Source organism: Desulfonauticus sp. (genome assembly GCF_055126295.1).
In genome coordinates this window covers 182,177-205,401 of the sequence record NZ_JBSRHE010000002.1, presented here as the reverse complement: position 1 = coordinate 205,401, position 23,225 = coordinate 182,177, and the positions used below count along the sequence as shown (strand labels likewise).

The 23,225-nt window shown below is 36.3% G+C and carries 25 protein-coding genes and 1 tRNA gene; 18 read left to right on the top strand and 8 right to left on the bottom strand.

Translation table 11 applies throughout. From position 1 onward, the window contains the following. Positions 1 to 97: 97 nt before the first annotated feature. On the bottom strand, positions 98 to 1,318 hold the full coding sequence (locus ACTCIM_RS02220; protein ID WP_472313615.1) for an LL-diaminopimelate aminotransferase: 1,221 nt from the start codon (positions 1,316 to 1,318) through the stop codon (positions 98 to 100). 160 nt (positions 1,319 to 1,478) lie between these two features. Here ACTCIM_RS02220 and ACTCIM_RS02215 point away from each other — a divergent pair, with 160 nt between their 5' ends. After that, the gene (locus ACTCIM_RS02215; protein WP_472313613.1) at positions 1,479 to 1,859 is read left to right on the top strand and encodes a DUF3617 domain-containing protein; all 381 of its coding nucleotides are present in this window, start codon (positions 1,479 to 1,481) and stop codon (positions 1,857 to 1,859) included. 18 nt (positions 1,860 to 1,877) lie between these two features. Here the strand turns inward: ACTCIM_RS02215 and ACTCIM_RS02210 are convergent, their stop codons facing one another. Next, the gene (locus ACTCIM_RS02210; RefSeq protein WP_472313610.1) at positions 1,878 to 3,572 is read right to left on the bottom strand and encodes a cation:proton antiporter domain-containing protein; all 1,695 of its coding nucleotides are present in this window, start codon (positions 3,570 to 3,572) and stop codon (positions 1,878 to 1,880) included. A gap of 68 nt (positions 3,573 to 3,640) precedes the next feature. On the opposite strand from ACTCIM_RS02210, the gene ACTCIM_RS02205 reads away from it, so the two are divergent. The 4 genes from ACTCIM_RS02205 to nadD are packed head-to-tail and all read left to right on the top strand — an operon-like array spanning position 3,641 to position 6,185. Further along, a complete protein-coding gene (locus ACTCIM_RS02205) occupies positions 3,641 to 4,090 on the top strand; it encodes a CoA-binding protein (protein ID WP_472313608.1) in 450 nt (149 codons plus the stop codon). Positions 4,091 to 4,099: 9 nt separating this feature from the next. Continuing rightward, positions 4,100 to 4,744, top strand: coding sequence for an ABC transporter ATP-binding protein (locus ACTCIM_RS02200; protein ID WP_472313607.1), 645 nt, complete (start codon positions 4,100 to 4,102; stop codon positions 4,742 to 4,744). Continuing rightward, positions 4,732 to 5,523 carry an ABC transporter permease gene (locus tag ACTCIM_RS02195; RefSeq protein ID WP_472313605.1) on the top strand — a complete coding sequence of 264 codons (792 nt, stop codon included), beginning with the start codon at positions 4,732 to 4,734 and terminating at the stop codon, positions 5,521 to 5,523. Before ACTCIM_RS02200 ends, ACTCIM_RS02195 begins: the two co-directional genes overlap by 13 nt. A gap of 5 nt (positions 5,524 to 5,528) precedes the next feature. After that, positions 5,529 to 6,185, top strand: coding sequence for a nicotinate (nicotinamide) nucleotide adenylyltransferase (gene nadD / locus ACTCIM_RS02190; protein ID WP_472313602.1), 657 nt, complete (start codon positions 5,529 to 5,531; stop codon positions 6,183 to 6,185). 8 nt (positions 6,186 to 6,193) lie between these two features. On the opposite strand, the gene ACTCIM_RS02185 is transcribed toward nadD, so the two are convergent. The 4 genes from ACTCIM_RS02185 to ACTCIM_RS02170 all read right to left on the bottom strand — a co-directional run bounded on the left by ACTCIM_RS02185 (position 6,194) and on the right by ACTCIM_RS02170 (position 11,476). Further along, complete coding sequence (locus tag ACTCIM_RS02185; protein ID WP_472313601.1) at positions 6,194 to 6,916, bottom strand: tRNA1(Val) (adenine(37)-N6)-methyltransferase; 723 nt, start codon at positions 6,914 to 6,916, stop codon at positions 6,194 to 6,196. Beyond that, entirely contained in the window at positions 6,907 to 8,094 is a 1,188-nt protein-coding gene (locus ACTCIM_RS02180) for a DUF1015 family protein (protein ID WP_472313599.1), read from the bottom strand. Before ACTCIM_RS02180 ends, ACTCIM_RS02185 begins: the two co-directional genes overlap by 10 nt. A gap of 2 nt (positions 8,095 to 8,096) precedes the next feature. After that, a complete protein-coding gene (gene murJ, locus ACTCIM_RS02175; protein ID WP_472313597.1) occupies positions 8,097 to 9,632 on the bottom strand; it encodes a murein biosynthesis integral membrane protein MurJ in 1,536 nt (511 codons plus the stop codon). 86 nt (positions 9,633 to 9,718) lie between these two features. Continuing rightward, positions 9,719 to 11,476, bottom strand: a complete 1,758-nt coding sequence (locus ACTCIM_RS02170; RefSeq protein WP_472313594.1) for a cytochrome c biogenesis protein CcdA — start codon at positions 11,474 to 11,476, stop codon at positions 9,719 to 9,721. A 28-nt stretch (positions 11,477 to 11,504) separates the two neighbouring features. Between ACTCIM_RS02170 and ACTCIM_RS02165 the strand changes: the two genes are divergently transcribed. From ACTCIM_RS02165 to hslU, 4 genes are all read left to right on the top strand, one after another. Beyond that, positions 11,505 to 11,580: transfer RNA gene (locus ACTCIM_RS02165), tRNA-Lys, on the top strand. 309 nt (positions 11,581 to 11,889) lie between these two features. After that, positions 11,890 to 12,444, top strand: coding sequence for a macro domain-containing protein (locus ACTCIM_RS02160; RefSeq protein WP_029965776.1), 555 nt, complete (start codon positions 11,890 to 11,892; stop codon positions 12,442 to 12,444). Beyond that, positions 12,445 to 12,987, top strand: coding sequence for an ATP-dependent protease subunit HslV (gene hslV / locus ACTCIM_RS02155; RefSeq protein ID WP_029965774.1), 543 nt, complete (start codon positions 12,445 to 12,447; stop codon positions 12,985 to 12,987). A 4-nt stretch (positions 12,988 to 12,991) separates the two neighbouring features. Next, positions 12,992 to 14,305, top strand: coding sequence for an ATP-dependent protease ATPase subunit HslU (hslU, locus tag ACTCIM_RS02150; RefSeq protein WP_029965772.1), 1,314 nt, complete (start codon positions 12,992 to 12,994; stop codon positions 14,303 to 14,305). A gap of 80 nt (positions 14,306 to 14,385) precedes the next feature. Here the strand turns inward: hslU and ACTCIM_RS02145 are convergent, their stop codons facing one another. Both ACTCIM_RS02145 and ACTCIM_RS02140 read right to left on the bottom strand, forming a co-directional pair. Continuing rightward, positions 14,386 to 15,057 carry an adenylate kinase gene (locus tag ACTCIM_RS02145; protein ID WP_029965770.1) on the bottom strand — a complete coding sequence of 224 codons (672 nt, stop codon included), beginning with the start codon at positions 15,055 to 15,057 and terminating at the stop codon, positions 14,386 to 14,388. Between the two features lie 169 nt (positions 15,058 to 15,226). Next, positions 15,227 to 15,742, bottom strand: coding sequence for a hypothetical protein (locus ACTCIM_RS02140; protein WP_472313591.1), 516 nt, complete (start codon positions 15,740 to 15,742; stop codon positions 15,227 to 15,229). Between the two features lie 258 nt (positions 15,743 to 16,000). Between ACTCIM_RS02140 and ACTCIM_RS02135 the strand changes: the two genes are divergently transcribed. The 9 genes from ACTCIM_RS02135 (at position 16,001) to ACTCIM_RS02095 (ending at position 23,225) form a co-directional block, all read left to right on the top strand. Beyond that, a complete protein-coding gene (locus tag ACTCIM_RS02135) occupies positions 16,001 to 17,644 on the top strand; it encodes a CTP synthase (RefSeq protein ID WP_464280203.1) in 1,644 nt (547 codons plus the stop codon). 4 nt (positions 17,645 to 17,648) lie between these two features. Next, positions 17,649 to 18,464, top strand: coding sequence for a 3-deoxy-8-phosphooctulonate synthase (gene kdsA, locus ACTCIM_RS02130; protein WP_464280015.1), 816 nt, complete (start codon positions 17,649 to 17,651; stop codon positions 18,462 to 18,464). A gap of 19 nt (positions 18,465 to 18,483) precedes the next feature. Beyond that, positions 18,484 to 18,972: a KdsC family phosphatase gene (locus ACTCIM_RS02125; RefSeq protein WP_472313618.1), complete on the top strand. Its 489-nt coding sequence runs from the start codon at positions 18,484 to 18,486 to the stop codon at positions 18,970 to 18,972. Between the two features lie 2 nt (positions 18,973 to 18,974). Beyond that, positions 18,975 to 19,496, top strand: coding sequence for an LPS export ABC transporter periplasmic protein LptC (gene lptC / locus ACTCIM_RS02120; RefSeq protein WP_472313589.1), 522 nt, complete (start codon positions 18,975 to 18,977; stop codon positions 19,494 to 19,496). Further along, positions 19,484 to 19,996, top strand: coding sequence for a lipopolysaccharide transport periplasmic protein LptA (gene lptA, locus ACTCIM_RS02115; RefSeq protein WP_464280013.1), 513 nt, complete (start codon positions 19,484 to 19,486; stop codon positions 19,994 to 19,996). Before lptC ends, lptA begins: the two co-directional genes overlap by 13 nt. Then, positions 19,989 to 20,711, top strand: coding sequence for an LPS export ABC transporter ATP-binding protein (lptB, locus tag ACTCIM_RS02110; RefSeq protein WP_029965756.1), 723 nt, complete (start codon positions 19,989 to 19,991; stop codon positions 20,709 to 20,711). Before lptA ends, lptB begins: the two co-directional genes overlap by 8 nt. Before the next feature lie 61 nt (positions 20,712 to 20,772). Next, positions 20,773 to 22,212, top strand: a complete 1,440-nt coding sequence (gene rpoN, locus ACTCIM_RS02105) for an RNA polymerase factor sigma-54 (RefSeq protein ID WP_029965754.1) — start codon at positions 20,773 to 20,775, stop codon at positions 22,210 to 22,212. Positions 22,213 to 22,233: 21 nt separating this feature from the next. Then, positions 22,234 to 22,773, top strand: coding sequence for a ribosome hibernation-promoting factor, HPF/YfiA family (gene hpf, locus ACTCIM_RS02100; protein ID WP_029965752.1), 540 nt, complete (start codon positions 22,234 to 22,236; stop codon positions 22,771 to 22,773). A gap of 2 nt (positions 22,774 to 22,775) precedes the next feature. Next, a complete protein-coding gene (locus ACTCIM_RS02095) occupies positions 22,776 to 23,225 on the top strand; it encodes a PTS sugar transporter subunit IIA (RefSeq protein WP_472313587.1) in 450 nt (149 codons plus the stop codon).

Here is a 23,225-nt window from a genome sequence, read left to right as displayed (position 1 = left end):
ACAATTAGAAGGATATGGCCTTTTGCCATCTGTTGCACTCTAGAAGTGGCTCAAAATTATTGTCCGATTAGGGCTCATTTTAATTGGCCATTAACATTTAGAAAATATTTTTTATCCTCTGCATAGCTTCTTGGACATTTTCATAACTATTAAAGGCGCTTAAACGCACATAGCCCTGCCCACACTTACCAAAACCTACTCCAGGAGTACAAACCACTCCTGCTTTTTGGAGTAAGAGGTCAAAAAATTCCCAGGAGTCTCTTTTACATTCTATCCATATATAGGGAGAGTTTTCTCCTCCTACACAGTGAAGACCTAGGTCACTAATGGTTGTCCTGATCAACTGGGCATTTTTCAGGTAGTAATTGATATTATTTTTGATTTCCTGTTGGCCTTCAGGCGAATAAACAGCTTCTGCTGCCCTTTGAATGGGGTAGGCCACTCCGTTAAATTTGGTAGTTTGTCTGCGCAACCAGAGTTTGTGCAGTTCTATGGGATTTCCTTGTTCTGTATAAATAACACATTCTTTGGGAACTACAGTAAAGGCGCATCTGGTTCCAGTAAAACCAGCAGTTTTGGAAAAGCTTCTAAACTCCACTGCTACCTTTTTCGCCTGAGGGATTTCAAATATGGAATGGGGTAAGTTTTCATCTTGGATAAAGGCCTCATAAGCAGCATCAAAAAGTATTAAGGCCTTATTTTCTAAAGCATAGTTTACCCACCTGGTAAGCTCTTCTTTCCCTATTGTAGCCCCTGTAGGATTATTGGGAAAACAAAGGTAAATTAAATCTACTTTTTGACTGGGAAGTTCAGGAAGGTAGTTATTCTCTTTGGTTGAAGCCAAATACACCAAGCCTTCATACCTCTCGTCTTTAAATTCACCTGTTCTTCCTGCCATTACATTGGTATCAACATAAACAGGATAAACAGGGTCAGGCACGGCTATTTTTATGTCCTGCGCAAAGAGTTCCTGGAAATTACCTGTATCGCATTTAGCACCATCGCTGATAAAGATTTCTTCTGGAGAGATGTCAACTCCTCTTGCTTGATAATCATGTTGGGCAATCTTTTCTCTTAAAAAATCATATCCCTGTTCTGGCCCATATCCTCTAAAGGTAGAAGCACTGGCCATTTCATCCACTGCTTGATGTAAGGCTTTGATACAAGCAGGGGGTAAAGGAAGGGTGACATCGCCAATGCCTAAACGAATAATAGATACATTGGGATTTTTTTCCTGGAAATCCCTTACCCTTCTGGCAATATCCGCAAAAAGGTAGGATGATTTTAGTTTTAAATAATGAGAGTTTACTTTAATCATTAAATATCTCCTCTTTTACTGGTTTTTCTTATTTTGAAAAAATAACCTTTCTCTGTCAAATTACAAATTTAGAAAAAACATAGACAAAAGAGAAAAAACAATGGTATAAGTTATTACAAAAAAGGAGGTGTAAGATGTTTAGGTTTTTTTAGTTTTGGCTATGTTATTAATAGTAGCCTGTTCTTCTGGACCTAATTTAAAAGAAGGGAAGTGGAAAATAAGCACCAAAGTGGAAACTACAGGGATGCCTTTTAACTTTTCCATTCCTGCTTCTGATTATGTTACTTGCCTTACTGCAGATAATGCCATTCCTGTAGACGAAGAAAGCAAGGATAATGATAATTGTAAGATCCTTAAGAAATCTATTACTGGCGACACATTAGAATTTACGATTGAATGTATAAACAGTGGAATAAAAAATATTAGTGAAATAGAAGTAACTTATATGGGTGAAGAAATGGAAGGAACTATGAAAACCAATTATCAAGGAATGGTTATGACTACTCACTTAAAAGGAAAACGCATAGGAGAATGTGATTAAGTTTTTTAGTAAAATTATTTAATTTTTACTTTTTAAAACTATATATTTTTCTGCCTGGTGTTTTGAATCCAGGTCAAAACATATTTGTCTAGAATTTATAATTTTGGCCAGGACTTTACTTTGAGGAGAGGGAGAATTTTCTATAGTTAAGACAATTTCTTCATTGCCCATTTGTTCAATTATCTTTTTTAGTTCCAAAGTGGAAAGAGGAAACGTATTAGCTGGAACAGAAAAGGTTTGCTCCTGGTTAGAGTTGGCATTTTGTATTTTATAAACCAATTGAGGAGAGAAGAATTTTGAGGCTATTTGGGCGGTTAGTTCATTTATTGCTTCATCTGTGGTTACAATAATAATTCTTCTATACCCTTCTAAAAGCGCATCTTCATATACACTGGCATCTAAAAGATAAGAGCAGGTAGGAATTTGTATGTTTTTTTCCAGGTAAGAGCATATATTAGGGTTGCTATCTAAAAAGGCTACTGGAACATAGGAAGATAATAAGTCTCCTAGTTTTAGGCTGAAAGGATTTATCCCTGCAATAATAACTCCAGTACTTTCATAATTTATTAAAATATTACATTTTTGAGCTAAAAATTTTGTTCCCATACTCACCCAAAGAGAAGTTAAGACAATAAGAATAAATATGGTCTGTAAGATTATTTCTTGTTCCTTGTTCTGCACAATTAGTCCTAAATAGGAGACCATGGTCAGGCAGACAATTCCCTTGGGAGCTATAAGACCTATGAATATCTTTTCCTTTAATTTTCCCTTAAATCCCAAAAGGGTAGCCAGGGGGCGGATAAGAAAAATTACACTTAGACTAAATATTAAAATAGGAGCAAAATTTTCCAAGATGTGTTTGAAGTCAACCAGGGAAGAGATTAAGACAAACAAAAAAGAGATGGTTAAAGTGCTAATTAAATCCTTAAAGCGGTGTACTTGCAGCAGGTAAGGACCTTTTTGTTTGGCCAGAATAAAACCGGTTAAGGCAATACACAAGGGACCTGATTGAGGCATAAAGTGTTCGGTGAGAAAAAAAAGACCTAAGATAAACCCTAAACTGGTTAAAAGGACTACATTATCTTTTTTAAAGTGTTTTAAGAGAAGTTGAAGAATAAAGTGGAGCAAGTATCCACTTCCTATTCCTAAAAAGGTACCAAGGGTAATGGGTAAGAGGTTGTAAAAATTTTGACTTAGTTGCTGATTCCCAATAAATTGCAGCGAAACGCTGGCCAGTAAAATGCCAATGATATCTATCCAAATGGATTCCCAGTGGAGAAAAAGTTCCACGTCCCTTTTTAAAGGATAGGTTTTTAAAAGAGGGTTGATAACTGTAGGACCTGTGATTAGGGTCAAAATGGCTAAGAAAGTTGCAAAGGGCCAGGACAAATGGAGCAGGAACTTGGCACTTAACCCAGAGAGAAAAAAAGTGATTAAACTGGTGAACAAAAAGTTGGGGATAAAAAAGGAAGGAGGAGAGGAAAGCCCATAGGAGACAAGGCTTAACCCCCCTTCAAACAGAATTATGGCTAAGCCTCCTTCCAGTAAAAAAGGTAGTACTTCTTTTAAGTGAAGAGGGGAGATAAGATGAAAACCTGCAGGCCCTAGCAAAAGTCCAAACCCCAGGTAAAGCAAGAGAGGAGGCTTTTTAAAAAATTCTCCCAGTAAATACCCTAAAATACCTAAAACAAGGACTAAGATTAAGCTTTCCATAAAAATCAGGTTGTTGTAAGGTTATTTATAGGTAGATATGTTTTTAAACTAAAAAAGGAGTAAGTGCAATGGGTATGGAATGTACTTTACCAGATTATAGTCAAATACCTTTAGAAGCCAAAGAAATTGTACAAAATACACAGACAATTGCTTTAGTAGGAGCAAGCCCTAAGCCTGAAAGACCCAGCTATCAAGTGATGAATTATTTACTGCAAGAAGGGTTTAAAGTGATTCCTGTCAATCCAGCTCAAAGTTATATTTTGGAACAAAAGTGTTATCCTTCTTTAGTAAATATTCCCCAGGAAATAGATATAGATACAGTGATTATATTTCGCCACCCTGATTATGTTTTAGATATAGTTAAAGAAGCTATTTTGAGAAAAGTAAAATACATCTGGCTCCAAGAAAGAATTATACAAGAAGAAGCCCTAAATTTAGCCAAATCTAAAGGAATTAAGGGAGTGATGAATTTTTGTTTTAAAAAGGTTCACTTATTATTAAAAGAAAACACCTTATAGGAAAATAAAATGGTGCCAGTGCTGGAACTTAGAAAAGTAAATTTAAGTTATGAAAAAAAAATTTTTCAGGATTTAAACCTAAAAATTTATCCAGGTGATAAAGTCGTTTTTATAGGTTCATCTGGCATAGGCAAGACTTCTCTTTTCAAGATTATTTTAGGATTTATAAATGATTACCAGGGAGAGATACTTTTTTCTGGAGAAAAAGTATCTAAACAAAATATCTGGAAGATAAGAAGCCAAATAGCTTATATAGACCAGGATGTATCCTTTCCAGAAGGAAAGGTTACAAATTTTTGGGAATATGTCTTTTCTTTAAAAGCCAATCAAAAAATAAAACCTTCACTTGAAGAAAGAGAAAATATTTTTACCTTTCTTGAGCTTCCTTTTTCAGTGTTGGAGAAAAAAAGTGAAGAAGTTTCTGGTGGGGAAAGACAGCGTTTGGCTTTGGCCATTGCTTTGCTGCTGAAGAGAAAAATTTTTTTACTGGATGAAGCCACTTCTTCTCTGGATAGAAAACTTAAAAAAAAGGTTGTGGATTATTTTTTAAATCAAAAGAGTCTGACGGTATTAAGCATATCTCATGATAGTGAATGGCTGGATACTAATAAAGCCAAGGTTTTTAATCTGGAGCAAAATAAATGGCAAATATAACAATAAGTTACTTTAATTTAGCTCATTCTTTTTTACTCTTGCTAATTCCTATAGGCTTAAGTCTTTTTTTTAAACTTTTTTTAGTTAAAGATGTTTTATACTCTGTTGTTAGAATGTCTTTGCAGTTGATTTTGATTGGATTGTTTTTAAAATACTTATTTAAATTGAATAATACCTGGATAAATATATTATGGTTAGCAGTAATGATTGTTACTGCTGTGTTTTCTGCGATAAAAAATTCTCCTTTGAAATGGAAAAAGGTGTTTTTACCAGTATTTTTTTCTTTTTTTGCTTCTGTTTTTATAGTTGTAATTTATCTTAATAGTTTTGTTCTTGATTTAGAAAAAATATTTGATGCCAGGTATTTAATTGTTTTAGGAGGAATGGTTTTAGGAAACTCGATGCGTGGAAATATTGTAGGCCTTTCTTCTGTTTATGAAAAGATAAGAGATAATCAAAAAAGATATTTTTATTTACTTAGCCTGGGAGCAAATGTAAAAGAAGCTATTTTTCCCTATGTGCAAAGTAGTGTTAAGCTTGCTTTAAAACCCACTTTGGCAGCTATGGCTACCATGGGAATAGTTTCTTTGCCTGGCATGATGACAGGAACCATTCTAGGTGGGGCCAGTCCAGAATTAGCTGTAAAATACCAGATTATGATTATGTTGGGCATTTTATCCAGTACTACTATGAGTGTGGTCTTATCTATTGTTCTTACTTTTCCCTTTTGTTTTGATAGTGGTGGATTGCTTAAAAGAGATATTTTTAAAGAGGAGTAAAGCCTTTGAAAATAGGTTTACTGGGTGGAACCTTTAATCCTGTACACATCGGGCATCTACGCTTGGCTATAGAAGCTTTAGAAGTATATTCTCTGGATAGGGTCTGGCTTGTTCCTGCCTATATCTCTCCTCATAAGAAGCAAGAGAATATTTTACCTTATCCTTACCGTTTGCAGATGTTAAATCTTGCCTTAGAAGGATTGGAAAAGATAAAAATTTCTACAGTAGAAGAAAAACTTGGAGGTATATCTTATACTGTTAAAACTCTTGACTATCTTAATAAGAATTATACTCAGGATGATTTTTACTTTATACTAGGTGATGGTGATTTTTTATCCTTACCTACCTGGTATAAGGGAAATACACTGCTTGATTATGCCAGCTTAATTGTAATTAGAAGAAATTATATAGACTTACAAGAACTTTCTCAATTTGCCTTTTCCTTTTTACAGGTAGAAAAAGAAACTGCTTGGGGTTGGAAAAAAGGTAAGAATGAGGTTTTGCTTCTAAATTCTTTAGATATAAACATTAGTTCTTCTTCTATTAGAAAAAAATTTTTAAATCATAAAGATCTTTCTTTTTTACTTCCTGCAAAAGTAGAATTTTTTTTAGAAGAAAATAGAAATTTAGTGGAAAAGTTTTGGAGAGAGAAGGAAAAATAAGAATAGTCTTATTTTAAAAAGGGGCAAAAACTTTTAGCTTCTAAAGTATATATATTTTGAGTAGGATGAGCATAGAGAATAAGAGGGGGTAAAACTTTTAGGCCAGGGTTACCGTTTTTGATGGCTTTGACCAGGACGATTTTAGGATAATGATTTAGTCTAGGATAGATAAAGAGTAGCTCTTTTACTCTAAATCTATTTACAACCAGTACTTCCATTAAATAATCCAGTTGTTCGCTTAAATAACAGAGTAATAGTTCTTTTTTATTTTTTAGCAGAAATTTTGCTCCCTGTATAAAGTCATTTAGAGTTGTTTTTTGTTCGAACTTAGCCTGGTTTTTATTTTCATAGGGTGAAAGCTTTCCTGTATTTAACAATCTGTAAGGTGGGTTTAAAAGAATCTGGTCGAAAAATTCTCCCTTTTTAAAAATGTTAATACAGTTTTTTATATCTCCAATAAAAGGGAAATAATTTTTTATCTTTGTTTTTTGTAAATTTTGGCGTAAATGGACAAGCATATGTAAATCAATGTCCATTCCCCAGACCTTAAGAGAAAGTTGAATGTTTTTTAAAATCAAGGCCAAACCTATTACCCCGCATCCACAACCTAGGTCTAAAATTTTCCAGTTGTTTTTGGGTTGAGCAAAAGAAGCCAAGAGTAAGGAGTCCAGAGCAAAGCGAAACCCCTTTTTAGGTTGGCTTAAAGACTGGGGAAAAGTACTTAAATCCATGAGTAAAAAACAAGCCCTGAAGGTATTTTAGGATAAAAATAGGTTGATTTTCTGGGCATAAGTTGATTTTGTAAACACATTTCTTGAAAAGTAGTAAGCTCTACCTTTTGTACTAAAAAACCAGCTTGATAGTGACCGGTTAATACTTCAGTTTTTACCTCTTCGGCAAAAGGGGTATATTTTATGTATTTTCCTGTTAGTAGTTTTTCTTCAGAAATGTTAAATATTTTCTTTAAAATATATTCGTCCAGGATATAAGTGCTTATGTGGTGAAAGTTATCTTTTCTTTCTTTTTTGTATTTAAATCCAAGTGTTTTATTTTTACTTAAGAATATAAAATCAAAATCATTTTTTGTATTATCTATATCTAAATTGGTTATAAAAAAATCAGAACTTGCCTTTTCTATTTTATCCAGATGGAAATTTTCTTCCCAGCTTAACAGTCTGTGGTAGGGAAGGATATTTACTCCTGGAGAAGACATGTTGCTTAAATACATAAAAACATAATCCCAGGGTCCAGGTCTATTTTGTATTTTTTGATAATTTAAAGCTGTTTCGTAGCGGTGATGTCCATCTGCTATAAATATTTTTTTATCCTGGAAAAAGTTTATTATCTTTGAGTTAAATTTTTCAGGAATAAGCCAGGCCGAGTGTTTTAGGTTTTCAGTTTCTTTAAAGGTTAACCAGCAGGGTGAAGTGCTTATTTCTTCTGCCAGCCTGGTTAAAAACAGAGTGCTATCTGCATAGAGTCCAAAAATAGGGCTAAATTGGGAAGAGGTGCTTTGCATAAGCTTTAACCTATCTTCTTTTGCTTTGGGATAGGTTTTTTCATGGGGAAACACATATTCTTTGCCTAAAGGACTTAATTTTAAGCCTCCCAAGACTCCCCACCGCGTAAAAGATTTATTTTCAACTTCATATTCAGTTTTAAGCAAAATAAAGGATTCTTGAGAAAGTTTTCTGAGGATTTCTTTTTTTTGCCATTCTAAAATATTTTTTTGAGCTTGTTCATAACTTAAGGGCAAATCAAGGTGAGCAAAATTATAATTACTTTTTTTAAATAGTATTTCTCTATACTTGTTATCGTACACATCATAGGGAGGAGTACATATATTTTGAGGGTTTATGTCTTTTCCCCAGTTGTAAGTGGTAAACAAAAGTGGTTTAAACCTTGGCATTTCTACTCCTTTTTTATTTTTTTCATAATTCCTTTTATAATTAATATAGAAGATTTGCTTTGTAAAAAATAGCTGCTTAAAATATAAAAAAGAGCTAAAATGATTATAGTTAGCAGTAATCCTAAAATATTCAATTTTAGTTTAAAGGCTATTAAGTAAATAATGGCACTTAAGCTTAAACAAATTGTAATATCTTTTTTATCCCAATTTATTTTGATTTTTTTCTTTAAAAAATAAATTAACAAGATAATATTTAACCAGGAAGAAAAAGATACTGCCAGAGCTAAGCCTGCGTGTTTAAGTGGCTTCATCAATAAAAATCCCAAGGTGAGATTGGTAAATAAACTTAGTATGGAGATAAACACAGGCCTTTTGGTATCTTCAAAGGCATAAAAACTGGACACCAGGGTTTTGGTTAAGGAAAAGGCTGGCAAACCCAGGGAGTAAGCAATAAGGGCATGGGCTGTGAGCTCTACATCGGCTTGGGTGAAAGAACCATGGCCAAAAAGGGTTTGGATAATGGGAGTGGATAGAGCCATAAGCCCTGCTGCAGCAGGTAAAGAAATAAATAGGTTTAGGTTAATGGCAGTGCTTAAGTTGTGCTCCAATTCTTTAATCTTTTTTTGAGCTAAAAGGGAACTAAAGGTAGGGAGAGCTACTGTTCCAATGGCAATGCCAAATACTCCCAGGGGAAACTGGACCAATCTATCAGCATAGTAGAGATAAGAAATAGAACCTACAGGTAAAAAAGAAGCCAACAAAGTGATAAGAAGAATGTTTATTTGATATACTGCAGAGCCTAAAATAGTGGGTAAGGTTAGTAGAAAAATTTTTTTTAGTTCTTGAGAAAAGAGTTTTATTTTTCCTTTAAAAGAAAAACCTGTTTTTTTCAGAGCTGGAAATTGACTTAGTGCTTGCAAGATACCTGCTGCTAAAACTCCTATTGCCAGGGTTTTGCTTATATTTAGCTTAAAATAATGACCAAATAGGGCAAAGGAAATTAAAGTTAAATTTAAGATACAAGGAGCTAGAGCCGGGAATAAAAAGTGATCCAGGGAATTTAAAATCCCCATATAAAGAGCTACCGATGAAATAAAGATAATGTAAGGTAAGCAGATTTGGGTTAGAGTTACAGTTAATTCAAATAATTGAGGATTGTCTTTAAAGCCTGGTGCAATAAGAGAAATAAGACTATTAGCTTCTATTATTCCTAAGAAAACAATTAGGGAAAGGAGAAATATTATCCATATCTGTAGAGATCTAGCTACAACAAAGGCCTTTTGAAGACTTTCTTCTTTTGTTTTAGCAAATACAGGAATAAAAGCCATGCTAAGAGAGCCTTCGGCAAATAATCTTCTTAAAAGATTGGGTAAGCGAAAGGCTACAAAAAAGGCATCAGCCTGCGGACCAGCGCCTAAGGTGATGGCTAAGGTCAGGTCTCGCACAAAGCCTAAAATACGACTTAGAAAGGTGGCTGAGGCTACAATAAAGGTATTTTTAGCTAGTTTTAATAAATTGTTGGAAGCAGTAGTACTCACCAAAATTTTTCCAGTGGTTTTAGAGATGAAAAGCCCAAAAGCAAAAGTATCTCTAAGGGATTATTCTATAGAATTCAAGTTTGAAATTAGGGGCTATTTTGGGGAGGACTTAGTTTTTCTTGCAAGCTTTTCTCAAGCATTTTTTGCGTAAAAAAATCTCTAAAGATTAAGGGCTTATCTGGAGCATGAGCAGTGAAAATAGCCACAAGGGGTATACTTTTACTGTTAAGGGAATTTAAAAACTCTTCTCCTGCTGGGTTTTCCTGGCTTAAATCCACTTTTATCAATAATAAATGGTAGTTAGTTTTTATTCTGGATAAAAAAGTTTCAGTTAAAACTGTCTTTTCTAAAAATTTACAAGTAGGGCACCAATTGGCTGTAAAATCTACTAGGATATTTTTTTTACCTAATTGGCTCAAAAAATAGTTTGGTTCATAATTTATCCATATTTGGGGTTTGTCAGGTCTTAAATTGGTCCAAAAAAGAGCAAGGATAATTGAAAGTAAAATAAGAATATTAAAAAGTAGTTTTGGCCAGGACGTAGGTAAGTCAAGTTCCTTTTTGAGCCAGAATAAAAAGAATACAATACTTAAGGAAATTAAAATTTTTAGATAGAGGTCTTCTGGAAGTAAACTTAAAAGATAAATGCAGGTCCCTAAAAGTAAAAAAGCTACTATTTTTTCCAGGATAAGATTGGCTTTAGAGGTTTTGGGAAAAAACTGGATAGTTTTGGGGAAAAGGGCCACGAGAAAGTAAGGCAGGCTTAAACCCAGTCCTATACTTATAAACACCAGTAAAATTACGGTGGGAGAGTTTAGTAGACTCCAGGCAAGCACTCCGCCTAAAAAAGGTCCGCTACAGGGCGTAGCTAAAAGAGTAATCAATAGCCCTGTTAGAAAGGAGTCAAGATAAGGGTGTTTGACATTGGCCTTTAGGTTTAAAATAGGCAAGGTAAAGAAGCCAAAAAGAGAAAGGGCCAGGAGAAAAAGGAGAAAAAGGGTAGCCAGGATAAATAGAGAATTTTGAAATATAGCCCCCCAGTTTAGTTTGGTATAAGCCAAAAAAATTCCCAGGGCAGAAAAGTAAATCAATACTCCCAGGATAAAGAAGATATTATGTAATCTAAATTCCTTACTTTTTTCTTTTTGTTCTTCTTTGGATAGATTTTGAAAAGACCTTAATTTTAAACCCAGTACAGGTAAGACGCAGGGCATAAAATTGAGTAAAAAACCTGCGATTAATCCTAAAAGCATGGCCTTACCTAAACTGCTTACTTCCAGTCCAGGCAGAGCAGATTCAGCTTTAAAGTCTGGAGGTAACACTTGAGATTGTTCCCACAGGCTTTTCCAGGCAGGAGCAAGTTTACTGTTTGGATTTTGTAATAAGAAATTAAATTGAGCGTTTACAGGATAACAACTTGTAGGGGAACAGAGTAACATTCTTATTTTGATTTTCAGATTAGAATTAGAATTAGTTGAGTATGAAGTAGGTAATTTAATAAAAAAAGGAGTTTTTTTAGTATAAGCTTGTACTGTGGTAGCAGGATTAAAATAGTCCTTTTTGGCCTGGGTGGGGGGATAAAAGACTGGAAGTGGTTTATTTCCTAGCCAGGCTGTAATTGTGGTGGGCTGACCTATATTCCTTTTTTGCGGTCCGTAAAAATACCAATCTTTATGAGGAGTTATCCAGAGGATAAAAAGTTTATCTTTCTCTATTTGGACAAACCTGGCTTCCAGGTCATAGGGAGGAGCTTGAAGGGCCCGGGCAGTGTTTATTAGAGAAAAGCTTGTTACAGCCAATAAAATTAAAAAAAGTTTAATTTTTTCATTGACAAGGCTTAGCATAGACTATAAATACTCCTTCTTACGGGTTGGGCTACTAGCTCAATTGGTAGAGCAGCGGACTCTTAATCCGTTGGTTCAAGGTTCGAGTCCTTGGTAGCCCACCAATCCAAGACTTTAAGCCACCTGGAATGTTTCAGGTGGCTTTTTTTATTTCTCTTTAACCTGTTTAATCCCACCATCACTCCCAGATCTCAATATCAACCTAAACTAACTTACAACTAACAAATGCGCAACTCTTAAAGTTTTTTAGTATGTTATGATAAATAAATTAAACTCGCTCCCTGGAAAAGGGCAAGGTAAAGACTTCGGGTATTTTTAACAGGATTAACTTTATTTCAATGCTCTTTTCCTATAGGATTTACTTGACTTTAGGGATTTAGTGCTCATTTATTTATTCTTTGGGAGGAAGAGAGATGTTTAGCTATGAACTGGCGGATAGAAAGCTGTCTTTAGTTCAAGGTGATATAACTAAGGCTTTGGTAGAGGCAATTGTAAATGCTGCCAATTCAGGCCTGCGAGGAGGCGGCGGAGTGGATGGCGCAATCCACCGAGCAGCTGGCCCTAAACTTTTGCAAGCTGGACAGGAAATAGTTCGCCAGCAGGGTCCTTTGCCTCCAGGTGAAGCTGTAATTACTCCAGGTTTTGAACTTAAGGCCAAATATGTCATTCACACGGTGGGGCCTATTTGGCGGGGAGGAGGGTTTCAGGAAAAGGAGTTATTGGATAAAAGTTATAAGTCCTGCCTGCTTTTGGCTCAAAAGAATAAAATAAAAAGCATTGCCTTTCCAGCCATTAGTTGTGGAGCCTATGGTTTTCCTCTGGAATTAGCAGCACCAATTGCTTTAAAACGCTTAATCTGGGGAATAAAAGAGGGGTTGGTCCAGGAAATTTATTTTTATCTCTATGCCCAAGAGACTTATACCTTTTTTGTGCAGGAATTTCAGAAATTGTTGGAAAAGGAGAATTAGATGGAGTTAAAGGGTACTACTATTTTGGCTGTAAAGAGAAATGGCCAGGTGGCCATGGGTGGAGATGGTCAAGTGACCATGGGGCAAGCAGTGGTTTTAAAGCACAAGGCCAGAAAAGTAAGAAGACTTTATCAAGATAAGGTTTTGGCTGGGTTTGCTGGAGCTACTGCTGATGCCTTTACTCTTTTTGAAAAATTTGAAGGAAAACTGGAAGAATTTAATGGCAATATTCTAAGGGCCAGTGTGGAATTAGCCAAAGAATGGCGGATGGATAAGTATTTAAGAAGACTGGAAGCTATGCTCATAGTAGCAGATAGAGAGCATATTTTGGTTTTAAGTGGAACAGGAGATGTGATTGAGCCTGATGATGGAGTGGTGGCTATTGGCTCTGGAGGTCCTTATGCCTTGGCTGCTGCTAGGGCTTTACTAAAAAATAGTGAGCTTGAGGCCAAGAAAATTGTCCAGGTGGCCATGGAAATAGCTGCTGATATTTGCGTTTATACCAACAACAATCTAGTTTTGGAAGTGTTAGAGGAGGAATAATTTGATGGAAAGTGTGCTTACTCCCAGAGAGATTGTTTCTGAATTGGATAAGTTTATTATTGGTCAAAAAGAAGCCAAAAAGATGGTAGCTATTGCCTTGCGTAATAGGTGGCGTAGAAGAAAATTGCCACCAGAGTTAAGGGATGAAATAGCGCCTAAAAATATTCTCATGATAGGCCCTACAGGGGTAGGTAAAACCGAGATTGCCAGAAGACTGGCCAAACTGGCTGGTGCACCTTTTTATAAGGTTGAGGCCACCAAGTTTACAGAAGTGGGATATGTGGGCAGAGATGTGGAATCCATGGTCAGGGACTTGATGGAAATAGGTGTAAATCTGGTCAAAGAAGAAGAAAGCAAGAGAGTAAGGGTAAAGGCAGAAAGCAATGCTGAAGAGAGGCTTTTGGACATCTTACTTCCTGCTTCCAAAGGAGAGGAAAATTTAGAAACCAGAGAAAAGTTGCGTGAGCTTTGGAGACAGGGAAAACTGGATGATAGAATGGTGGAAGTGGAAGTAAAGGTGTCTTCTGGTCCGCGTATAGAAGTGATGACCATCCCTGGTATGGAAGATATGGAAATGCAATTCAGGGACATGTTTAGCAAGGTTTTTCCCAAGAGAAAAAAGACCAAGAAGATGAAGGTAAAAGACGCCTTTGAGATGCTGGTGCAAGAAGAAAGCGAGCGTTTGGTGGACATGGACAGGGTAGTGGAACTAGCCAAAGAAAGGGTGGAACAAGGCGGAATTATTTTTATTGATGAGATAGACAAAATTTGTGGAAGTTCTTCTGGAAGCAGGGCTGAAGTCTCTAGAGAAGGAGTCCAAAGGGACCTTTTACCTGTGGTAGAAGGTTGTGTGGTCAATACCAAATATGGAATGATTAAAACGGACCACATTTTATTTATTGCAGCTGGAGCTTTTCACCTTTCTAAACCCTCTGACCTGGTTCCAGAATTGCAGGGGCGTTTTCCTTTACGCGTGGAGCTTCGCTCTTTAACCAAAGAAGATTTTTATCGTATCCTGACCGAGCCCCAGAACGCCCTGACCAAACAATATGAAGCCCTTTTAAAGACAGAAGGCATAGAACTGGAATTTACAGAAGATGCTTTAAAAGAAATTGCCAGCTTTGCGCAAAAGATAAATGAAGAAACAGAAAATATTGGGGCAAGACGACTTTACACTATTATGGAAAAGATTTTAACTGACTTATCCTTTGAAGCTCCGGAAAGAAAGGGCGAAAAGGTGGTTATTGATGCTGGTTATGTTCAAGAAAAATTAGCAGATGTAAAAGCCAATAGAGATTTGTCCAGGTATATACTTTAAGTAAGAAATAAAAATGGGCCGTATTTTTACGGCCCATTTGCTAAGGAAAAGAATTTATAAAAAGTAGATGGTAATCGGGATTAATCCAGCTGCTTTAAGAGAGTTTCTTTAATTTCTTCTATTGTTCCTTCACCATTTAATTCAATGTACTTAAACCCAGCTTTGGGAGCTAATTCTTTGAAGTAGTAAGCAGCAGCCAAAGTGCCAGTTTCAGCATCGTAATAGATATCATGTCTTTTGTTGATAGCAGCTTCGTCCTGGTCGTCAGAGCGAGTTTTTAGCTCTCCACCACATACACGGCATTTGCCATCCACAGGCTTAATAGCATCAATATAGATATTGTTGGGATGGTTGGGATCGTTTACGCAGAGACGTCTGCCCATGATTCTGTTTTTAGCCACTTCTCTGGGTAAAAGGATTTCAATTACATAATCCAGTTTCATCCCGGCTTCTTGCAAGGCTTCCCATAATTTTTTGGCCTGATTGATATTGCGAGGAAAACCATCCAACAGCCAGCCATCCTTGCCTTTTTCCTGCAAGGTCTCCAAAACCATGGGAATAGTAATGTCATCAGGTACCAATTCTCCCCGGTCAATGTACTCTTTGGCTTTTTTGCCCAGGTCAGTACCTTGAGAGATGTGCTCTCTAAAAATAGCTCCAGATTCTATATGGGCTAAGTTGTATTTCTTTTTTACCAAAGAGCCCTGAGTACCTTTACCACTACCATTGGGTCCAAAAATTAAGATATTCAATTTTAACTCCTCCTTTTTAGGAATTTTTTCACAATCCCTAAACCTTTTGCCAGCTCTTGTCAATTCAAGTTTGGACCAGATTTTGAAGAGGAAAAAAATATTTCCTTAAAGTTAGTAGCAAGTATTTATGTGAAAATTATAACTTTTATCTGTTTTGGGGAGTTAATTTCTATTTTACACTAAATTCTATTTCTGCACTGGCAGATTGATTTTTGAGTTGATCGTAGAGGATGGCTTTAAATTTATATTTTCCTGGGGGCAACCCTTCAACATTCATACTGTTTTGAAAAAAGATATCAAAGAGGGGTGATTTACTTATTAAGTGAATATTTAGAGCATCTTTTTTATTAAATATAACATTTCCACTTTCATCTAAAACCTGCATATCTTCTGTAAGCCAGGTTTCATATTGTCCATCATTTTCTTTGGTAAAAAAGTTTTTAGGTTCCATGTAAATAAGAAACTCTCCACTTCCTTGTAATTCAATTTTGTCTATAGGTGTGTAAGAGCCATAGTGAAAAATCCTGGAGCAAGGTATAAATTTCCTAATGCCCAAAGGAGCCTCATTTTGCAGAGAAATAATTTCTCTTTTTAAATTTTCTATTTCTTGATCATAGTCTCTGGCCTGGGAAGGTAGAGAGAAGCTAAGTAAAATTAAGCATAAAAATAAAATTTTTTTTAACATAACTTCCTCCTTGTTTTTAGCTTTTTAGTTGGAGTAAAATAATAGGTTCGAAGAAATATAGCAAGGGTTTTTCGGTTAAAGGGGAAAAGTTAACCAGCTTATAAGGTTGATATGGATTGGTTTTATTCCCTTAAAAAAGAGGGGAAGAAATTCTTGGCAAGGTGGGTAGGATGGGTTAAGAAAAAATGCTTGGAAGAAAATAAGGATAAAAATTGAAAAGGAAGGGTTTTTAAAATGGAAAATAATTTTCCCCATAAGCTGAAAACCAAGTTTATTTTTATTACAGGCGGAGTTTTATCCTCTCTGGGTAAGGGATTGGCAGCTGCTTCTCTGGGTGCTTTACTAAAGGCCAGAGGGCTTAAAGTAACCATTCAAAAGCTGGATCCTTATATCAATGTAGATCCGGGCACCATGAATCCCTTTCAGCATGGAGAGGTTTTTGTGACTGAAGATGGAGCAGAGACTGATTTGGATTTGGGGCACTATGAGCGCTATTTAGATCAACACTTCAGTCAATTAAATAACTTTACTTCAGGCCGGATATATCATTCAGTTATTACCAAAGAAAGAAGAGGCGATTATTTAGGGGGAACAGTACAGGTCATTCCCCATATTACAGATGAAATAAAGCGAGCCATTTTAAGTGTAGCTCAAAAGGATGAAGATGTAGCAATTATTGAAATTGGGGGGACAGTTGGAGATATAGAAGGATTACCTTTTTTAGAGGCCATAAGACAGTTGCGCTCTGATTTAGGTAAAGACAATGTACTTTATATTCATTTGACCTTGGTACCCATTATTCGCGTTTCTGGAGAACTAAAAACCAAACCCACTCAACATAGTGTAAAGGAACTTCGAAGTATTGGTATTCAGCCAGATATTATTTTGTGTAGGTCTGAGGTGGACTTATCCGAAGATATAAAAGCAAAGATAGCTCTTTTTTGTAATGTGGATAGAGATGCGGTTTTTACTGCTAAGGATGTAGAAAATATTTATGAAGTTCCCTTGGCTCTTTATGAAGAAGGTATTGATCAAAAAGTAGCTATTTTGCTTAGATTGCCAGCTAGAAATCCCAATTTAGACAAATGGGAAGAGCTTGTATATAAGTTAAAAAATCCTAAGGGCAAAGTAACCATTGCTATTGTAGGTAAATATGTAGATTTAAAAGAGTCATATAAAAGTTTACACGAGGCCTTAGTCCATGGTGGAGTTGCTAATGAGGTAAAAGTAGAATTAAAATATATAAATTCTGAAGAGCTTACTCCTAAAAACTGCGAAGAAAGGTTGCAGGGCGTGGATGGTATTTTGGTTCCTGGTGGATTTGGCTCTAGAGGAGTAGAAGGCAAGATTTTGGCTATTTCTTATGCCAGAAAAAATAAGATACCCTTTTTTGGAATTTGTTTGGGGATGCAGTGTGCAGTGATTGAATATGCTCGCAATGTATTGAAGTTAGAAATGGCCAATTCTGAAGAATTTGACCCCACTACTCCTCATCCAGTCATTTATTTGATGAGGGAATGGTTTGATTATCGGACTCAAAAAGTACAGAAGCGAGATAAAGATAGTGAAAAGGGCGGCACCATGCGTTTGGGTGCTTATCCCTGCGTGTTAAAAAAAGGGACCAAAGCACACCAGGCTTATGCTCAAGAGGAAATTATGGAAAGGCATAGGCATCGCTATGAGTTTAATAAAAAATATGCAGAAGACTTTGAAAAGCAAGGTTTACTTATTAGCGGCACCTCTCCAGATGGAGAGTTGGTGGAAATTGTGGAATTAAAGGATCATCCCTGGTTTGTGGGATGTCAATTCCATCCAGAATTTAAGTCCAATCCCATGCGTCCCCATCCCTTGTTTAGGGATTTTATTGCCAGTGCCAAGAAATATAACCAAGGGGCTAAATAAAGGTATGTCTGACTTGTTTACCTCTTCAAAGGAAAAGATTTTTTTTATTGCTGGGCCTTGTGTGCTGGAAAGCCTGGAACTGGCGTTAAAAGTGGGAGTGGAACTGGCCCGGATTAGAGAAAAACTGGGTGTTACAATTGTTTTTAAGAGTTCCTTTGATAAGGCAAATCGCACTTCTCTAGACAGTTTTAGAGGCCCTGGGCTGGAAACAGGCCTTAAGTGGTTGGAAAAAATAAAAAAAGAAACAGGTCTTCCCCTTTTAACTGACTACCATACTCCAGAGCAGGCTGAGGTGGTGGCTGAGGTGGTAGATGTTTTACAGGTGCCTGCCTTTCTTTGCCGACAGACAGATTTACTTTTGGCTGGAGCCAGGACTGGCAAAGTTCTAAATATTAAAAAGGGGCAGTTTTTAGCTCCCTGGGATATGCAAAGTGTGGTTCAAAAGGTAGAAGGCTTTAATCAAAAGCTTTGGCTTACCGAGCGGGGTACTTCTTTTGGCTACAATAACTTAGTGGTGGATATGAGGAGTATTCCTATTTTAAGCAGCTTAGGTTATCCAGTGGTTTTTGATGCCACGCATTCTGTTCAGCTTCCTGGTGGACAGGGTCGTTGTTCTGGCGGTCAAAGGGAATTTGTGCCCTATTTGGCCAAATCAGCAGTAGTTTGTGGTGCTTCTGGCGTATTTATGGAAGTACATCCAGAACCAGAAAAGGCCCTTTGCGATGGGCCCAATTCCTGGCCTTTGGAAAAGGTTTTTCCTTTACTTAAGCAATTGTTGGAGTTTTGGAGACTAAACTGTGAATACCAAGAAAGCCATTGAGCTGGCTAAAAATATAAAAATGCTGGTCTTGGATGTGGATGGGGTTTTAACTGATGGAGGCCTTTATTATGACCTCCAGGGGCAGGTGATGAAACGCTTTAATGTCCAGGATGGCCTGGGGATTAAACTGGCCCAACAAGCAGGATTAAAGATTGCAGTGATTTCAGGGCTTAAATCCAAGGCAGTGGAAAAGAGACTGGATGAGTTGGGGGTTTTTGATTATTTTACAGGTTATACTCAAAAAATTCCTAAACTTTTGGAACTGGTTGAAAAAAATGGCCTAACCCTGTCAGAAGTGGCTTATCTTGGGGATGATTGGGTAGATGCTGCTCCTATGTTAAAAGTTGGTTTACCTATGGCTGTAGCCAATGCGGTTCCAGAAATAAAAGAAATTGCCCTCTGGATTAGCTCCAGGCCAGGGGGGCAGGGAGCAGTGCGAGAGGCTGTTAGTTTTCTCTTAAAAGCTCAAAATAAACTGGAGAAACTCTGGCAAGAGTGGGTTGAGTAAGTTTGTTAAAAAAAGTATTTCCGTTGTTTTTAATTTTACTTTTGGTACTGGGGCTTGGATACTGGATGCAAAAAAAAGAATCCACCTATTCTCCAAGTCTTAAAAATATAAAAGGTAAGATGGAACTAGAAGATATAGAATATCTGGACGGAGAGGGTGGAAAACTAAACTGGAAGTTAAAGGCTAAACTGGCTACTCAAATAGGTGAGGATATAATTTTACAAAATGTACAATTTGTTTACTTAGATAAACAGGAAACAAAAATATTATCTCCTGAAGGAAAAATAAATAACAAAACATCTGTAATTACCTTATATCCAAAGGTGAAGATAAGCAGAGGAGATATGCTTGTCTTTTGTGATAAGTTAATATTTGATAAAGAAAAAGATAGGGTTGATTTTCTGGAGGGTTTTAAACTTACAAAGGGAAAATACTTGGCTATAGATGGAGAAAGGGCGTATTTGAATTTAAAGGATAACTCCTTTCATGTACTTGGAAAAGTGAGGTCTTTATGGTTTCCGTAATTAGAGTATGTGTCCTGTTGAGTTTGGTTTTATTTAATTTTTCTCCTGCTTGGTCTAGCGAAAAACAGCCTTTGAAGATTAATTCCAACAAACTTAGTTATTTGCAGGAAAATAAACTCATAGTCTTTGAAGGGGAAGTAAAGGCAGATAATGGAGAAATGGAACTTGAGGCCAATAGGTTAGAAGTTTATTTAAAGGATGCTCCTCAAAATGAGGATTTATCTCCAGAAGAACAAAAAATAGAAAAGATTATTGCTATAGGAGATGTGCTAATCACCAAAGAGGGGCGTAAGGCCAAGTGTGGGCGAGCTATTTATTATCCTGCGGAAGATAAGGTGAGGTTAGAGGATAACCCCAGCATTTGGCAGGATAAAAATGTTATTAAGGGAGAGACTATTTTATTTTTCTTAAAGAATAATGCAGTTCAAGTGCTGGGAAATTCCAAGAAAAGAGTAGAAGCTGTTTTTTATCCTAAAAAAGAGGCCAAAATAGGTGAGTAATTTAAAGGGAATAAATTTACGGAAACGTTATGGTCAAAGAGAGGTAGTTCGGGGGATTTCACTTGCAGTACACCAGAGGGAAGTTGTTGGTTTACTTGGTCCCAATGGAGCTGGAAAAACAACCACTTTTTATATGCTGGTAGGTATTATTGAGCCTACTGATGGACAGGTTTTTCTGGATGATAGAGAGATAACTCCCTATTCTTTATCCACAAGGGCCAGGTTAGGTCTTAGCTATCTCCCTCAAGAAAGCTCTATTTTTAAAAAATTAACGGTTTTGGAAAATTTACTCTTAATTTTAGAATATACAGATATTCCTAAGAAAAAGCAAAAACAACGGGCAGAAGAACTACTAGCAGAGCTTGGGATTTTAAAACTAGCTAAACAAAAGGCTGCTTTTCTTTCTGGAGGCGAAAGGCGGCGTCTGGAGATTGCCAGGTCTTTAATTTTAAATCCCAAATTTATCCTTTTAGATGAGCCCTTTGCAGGCATTGACCCCATTGCCATTGACGACATTCAAAAGATAATTCTTACCTTAAAAGAAAAAAATATTGGCGTGCTTATTTCTGATCATAATGTGCGCGAGACTTTGCGTATCTGTGACCGAGCCTATCTGGTTTATGATGGCCAGATTTTTTTGGAAGGCACTCCAGAAGAGATAAGTGCCAATGAAAAGGCAAAAGAGATATACTTGGGAAAAACTTTTTGTCTTTAACTATTTACAGAGGGATTAAAGGTAGTTATATTAAATTTAAACTGGAAAAAATAAACTCAATATGGCCTTACAACTAAAACAGCAACTCAAACTAAGCCAACAACTAGTGATGACTCCCCAGTTGCAACAGGCAATAAAGCTGTTGCAACTCTCGCGCATTGAACTGGTGGAACTGGTACAACAAGAACTTCTGGAAAATCCCTTACTGGAAGAGGGCGAAGGAGAAGTTTCTTCTTTAGAAGAAGAGGTTAAAAAGCCTGAAGATAGTTTTAAAGAGATAGATGTGGAAGAAAAAAATCTAGCTTCCACTGCAGAATGGGAAAATTATCTGGGCAATTTTTCAAGTGTTTCCAAAGACAGTAAAGAGTTTGAATTGCCAGAGGAAATGGTTTCCTGGGAAGCCCGTTATGCTCCTAAACCCAGTTTGGAAGGACACCTGCTCTGGCAACTTCAACTTTCCAATTTTTCTCCCAAGGAAATAGAGATAGGAAAGGAAATTATAGGTAATCTGGATAGTAAGGGATATTTTACTTCCTCTATAGAAAATATTGCTGAGAAATTATCAGTAAATCCTGAGATGGTGGAAGAAGTTTTAACAAGGATTCAATTTTTTGACCCTGTTGGAGTGGGTTCTAGAAATCTAAAAGAATGCCTTAAGGTACAGCTAAAATATTTTGGTTATAAAGATGATGTTTTATTTACTTTAGTAGACGAGCATTTAGAGAACATTGAGAATAGGAAAATAGATGTTGTTTTGAAAAAACTGAATATAGGAAAAGAAGATTTACTCTCTTACATAGAGATTTTAAAGTCTTTAGACCCCTATCCTGGATCTCAATATGCAACTGAAGATATTGTTTATATAAGTCCAGATGTATATGTATTTAAATATGATGATGAATTTGTCATTCTCTTAAATGATGATGGAATTCCCAATCTGCGTTTAAATCCTCTTTTTGAAGAAATAGAGATTAAGCGTGGCCGTAAAAAAAAGGATTTTACCGAGGAAACAGAGTATTTACAAGAAAAAATGCGTTCTGCTATTTGGCTAATTAAAAGTCTACAGCAAAGGCAGCGCACTTTATACAAAGTGGTTGAGAGTATTGTCTATTTTCAAAGAGATTTTTTTGAAAAAGGCGTTGGTTATTTAAAACCTTTGACTTTGAAGGATGTTGCTGAGTATATTGGAATGCACGAGTCCACTGTAAGTAGGGTAACCAGTAACAAGTATGTATCTACTCCTTTTGGACTATTTGAGTTAAAGTTCTTTTTCAATAGCGGGCTTAGTACAGATAGTGGAGAAAATGTAGGAGCGGAAAGTATTCGAGCCAAGATTAAGGAAATTATAGATAAAGAGGATAAAAAGAAGCCCTTAAGTGATGAAGGAATTGCCAAGATTTTATATGAAGAGATGGGAGTAAATATTGCCAGACGTACTGTAGCTAAATATAGAGCAGCTTTAAATATTCCTTCTTCTTCTAGAAGGAAGTGTATTTTTTAACCTTAACCGAGGGAGGTTTCTATGCAGATTAAGTTTAATTTTAAGAATTTTGAGCCTTCTGATCACTTAAGAGAGTATGCGCATAGTCGTTTTGAAAAATTGGCTAAATATCTTACTGGTAAAGACAATCCTGAATTACAGGTTAATTTTGAAGTAGAAAAATACAGGCATATCATAGAAGCCATTTTAACTGCAAAAAACCTTCATCTTTCAGCTACAGAAGAAAGTGAGGATATGTATGCTAGTGTGGATATGGTGTTAGATAAATTGGAAGCCCAGGTTAAAAAGATTAGAGAAAAGGCTAAAGATAGACATAAAAATAAGAAATCTGTGCGTATGGATGTTATTAAACTTTCTCAAGAAGAAGGAAAAAGTCCTGTTCCGGTAATTGAAAAGACAGATCATTTTGAACCCAAGCCCATGAGTGTAGAAGAGGCTGCTTTGCAGCTAGATACCTTAAACTATGAGTTTTTGGTATTTTTAAACGCGGAAAATGAGCGGGTAAATGTAATCTACAAGCGTAAAGATGGCAATTTTGGGTTGATTGATCCAGGGATCTAGTTATGCGTTTAGAACATTATTTAAAACCAGAATTAATAATTACTGAACTTTCAGCCAGAACCAAGCCAGAGGTTCTGGCTGAAATTGTAGATAAATTACTCGAGGTCTATCCAGATTTAAATGGAGAAGAAATTCTTAACCTTTTGCTGGAAAGGGAACGTCTGGGCACTACAGGAATTGGGAGTGGTATTGCTATTCCTCATGGTAAGATGGAAGGTTTAAAGGAAGTCTTGCTGGTAGTAGCTAGGAGTACAAAAGGGGTTGATTTTGACTCTCTGGACCACAATCCCGTGCAGATTATCTTTTTACTTTTAGCCCCAGAAGAAAATTTAGGAGAGCATTTAAAAATTCTGGCTCATATCTCCAGAGTTTTGCGGGATCAAGAATTTAGAGAAAGTTTTTTGGCTGCTAAGAGCAAAGAGGATATTTATTCCTTGCTCAAAGGTGTTTAA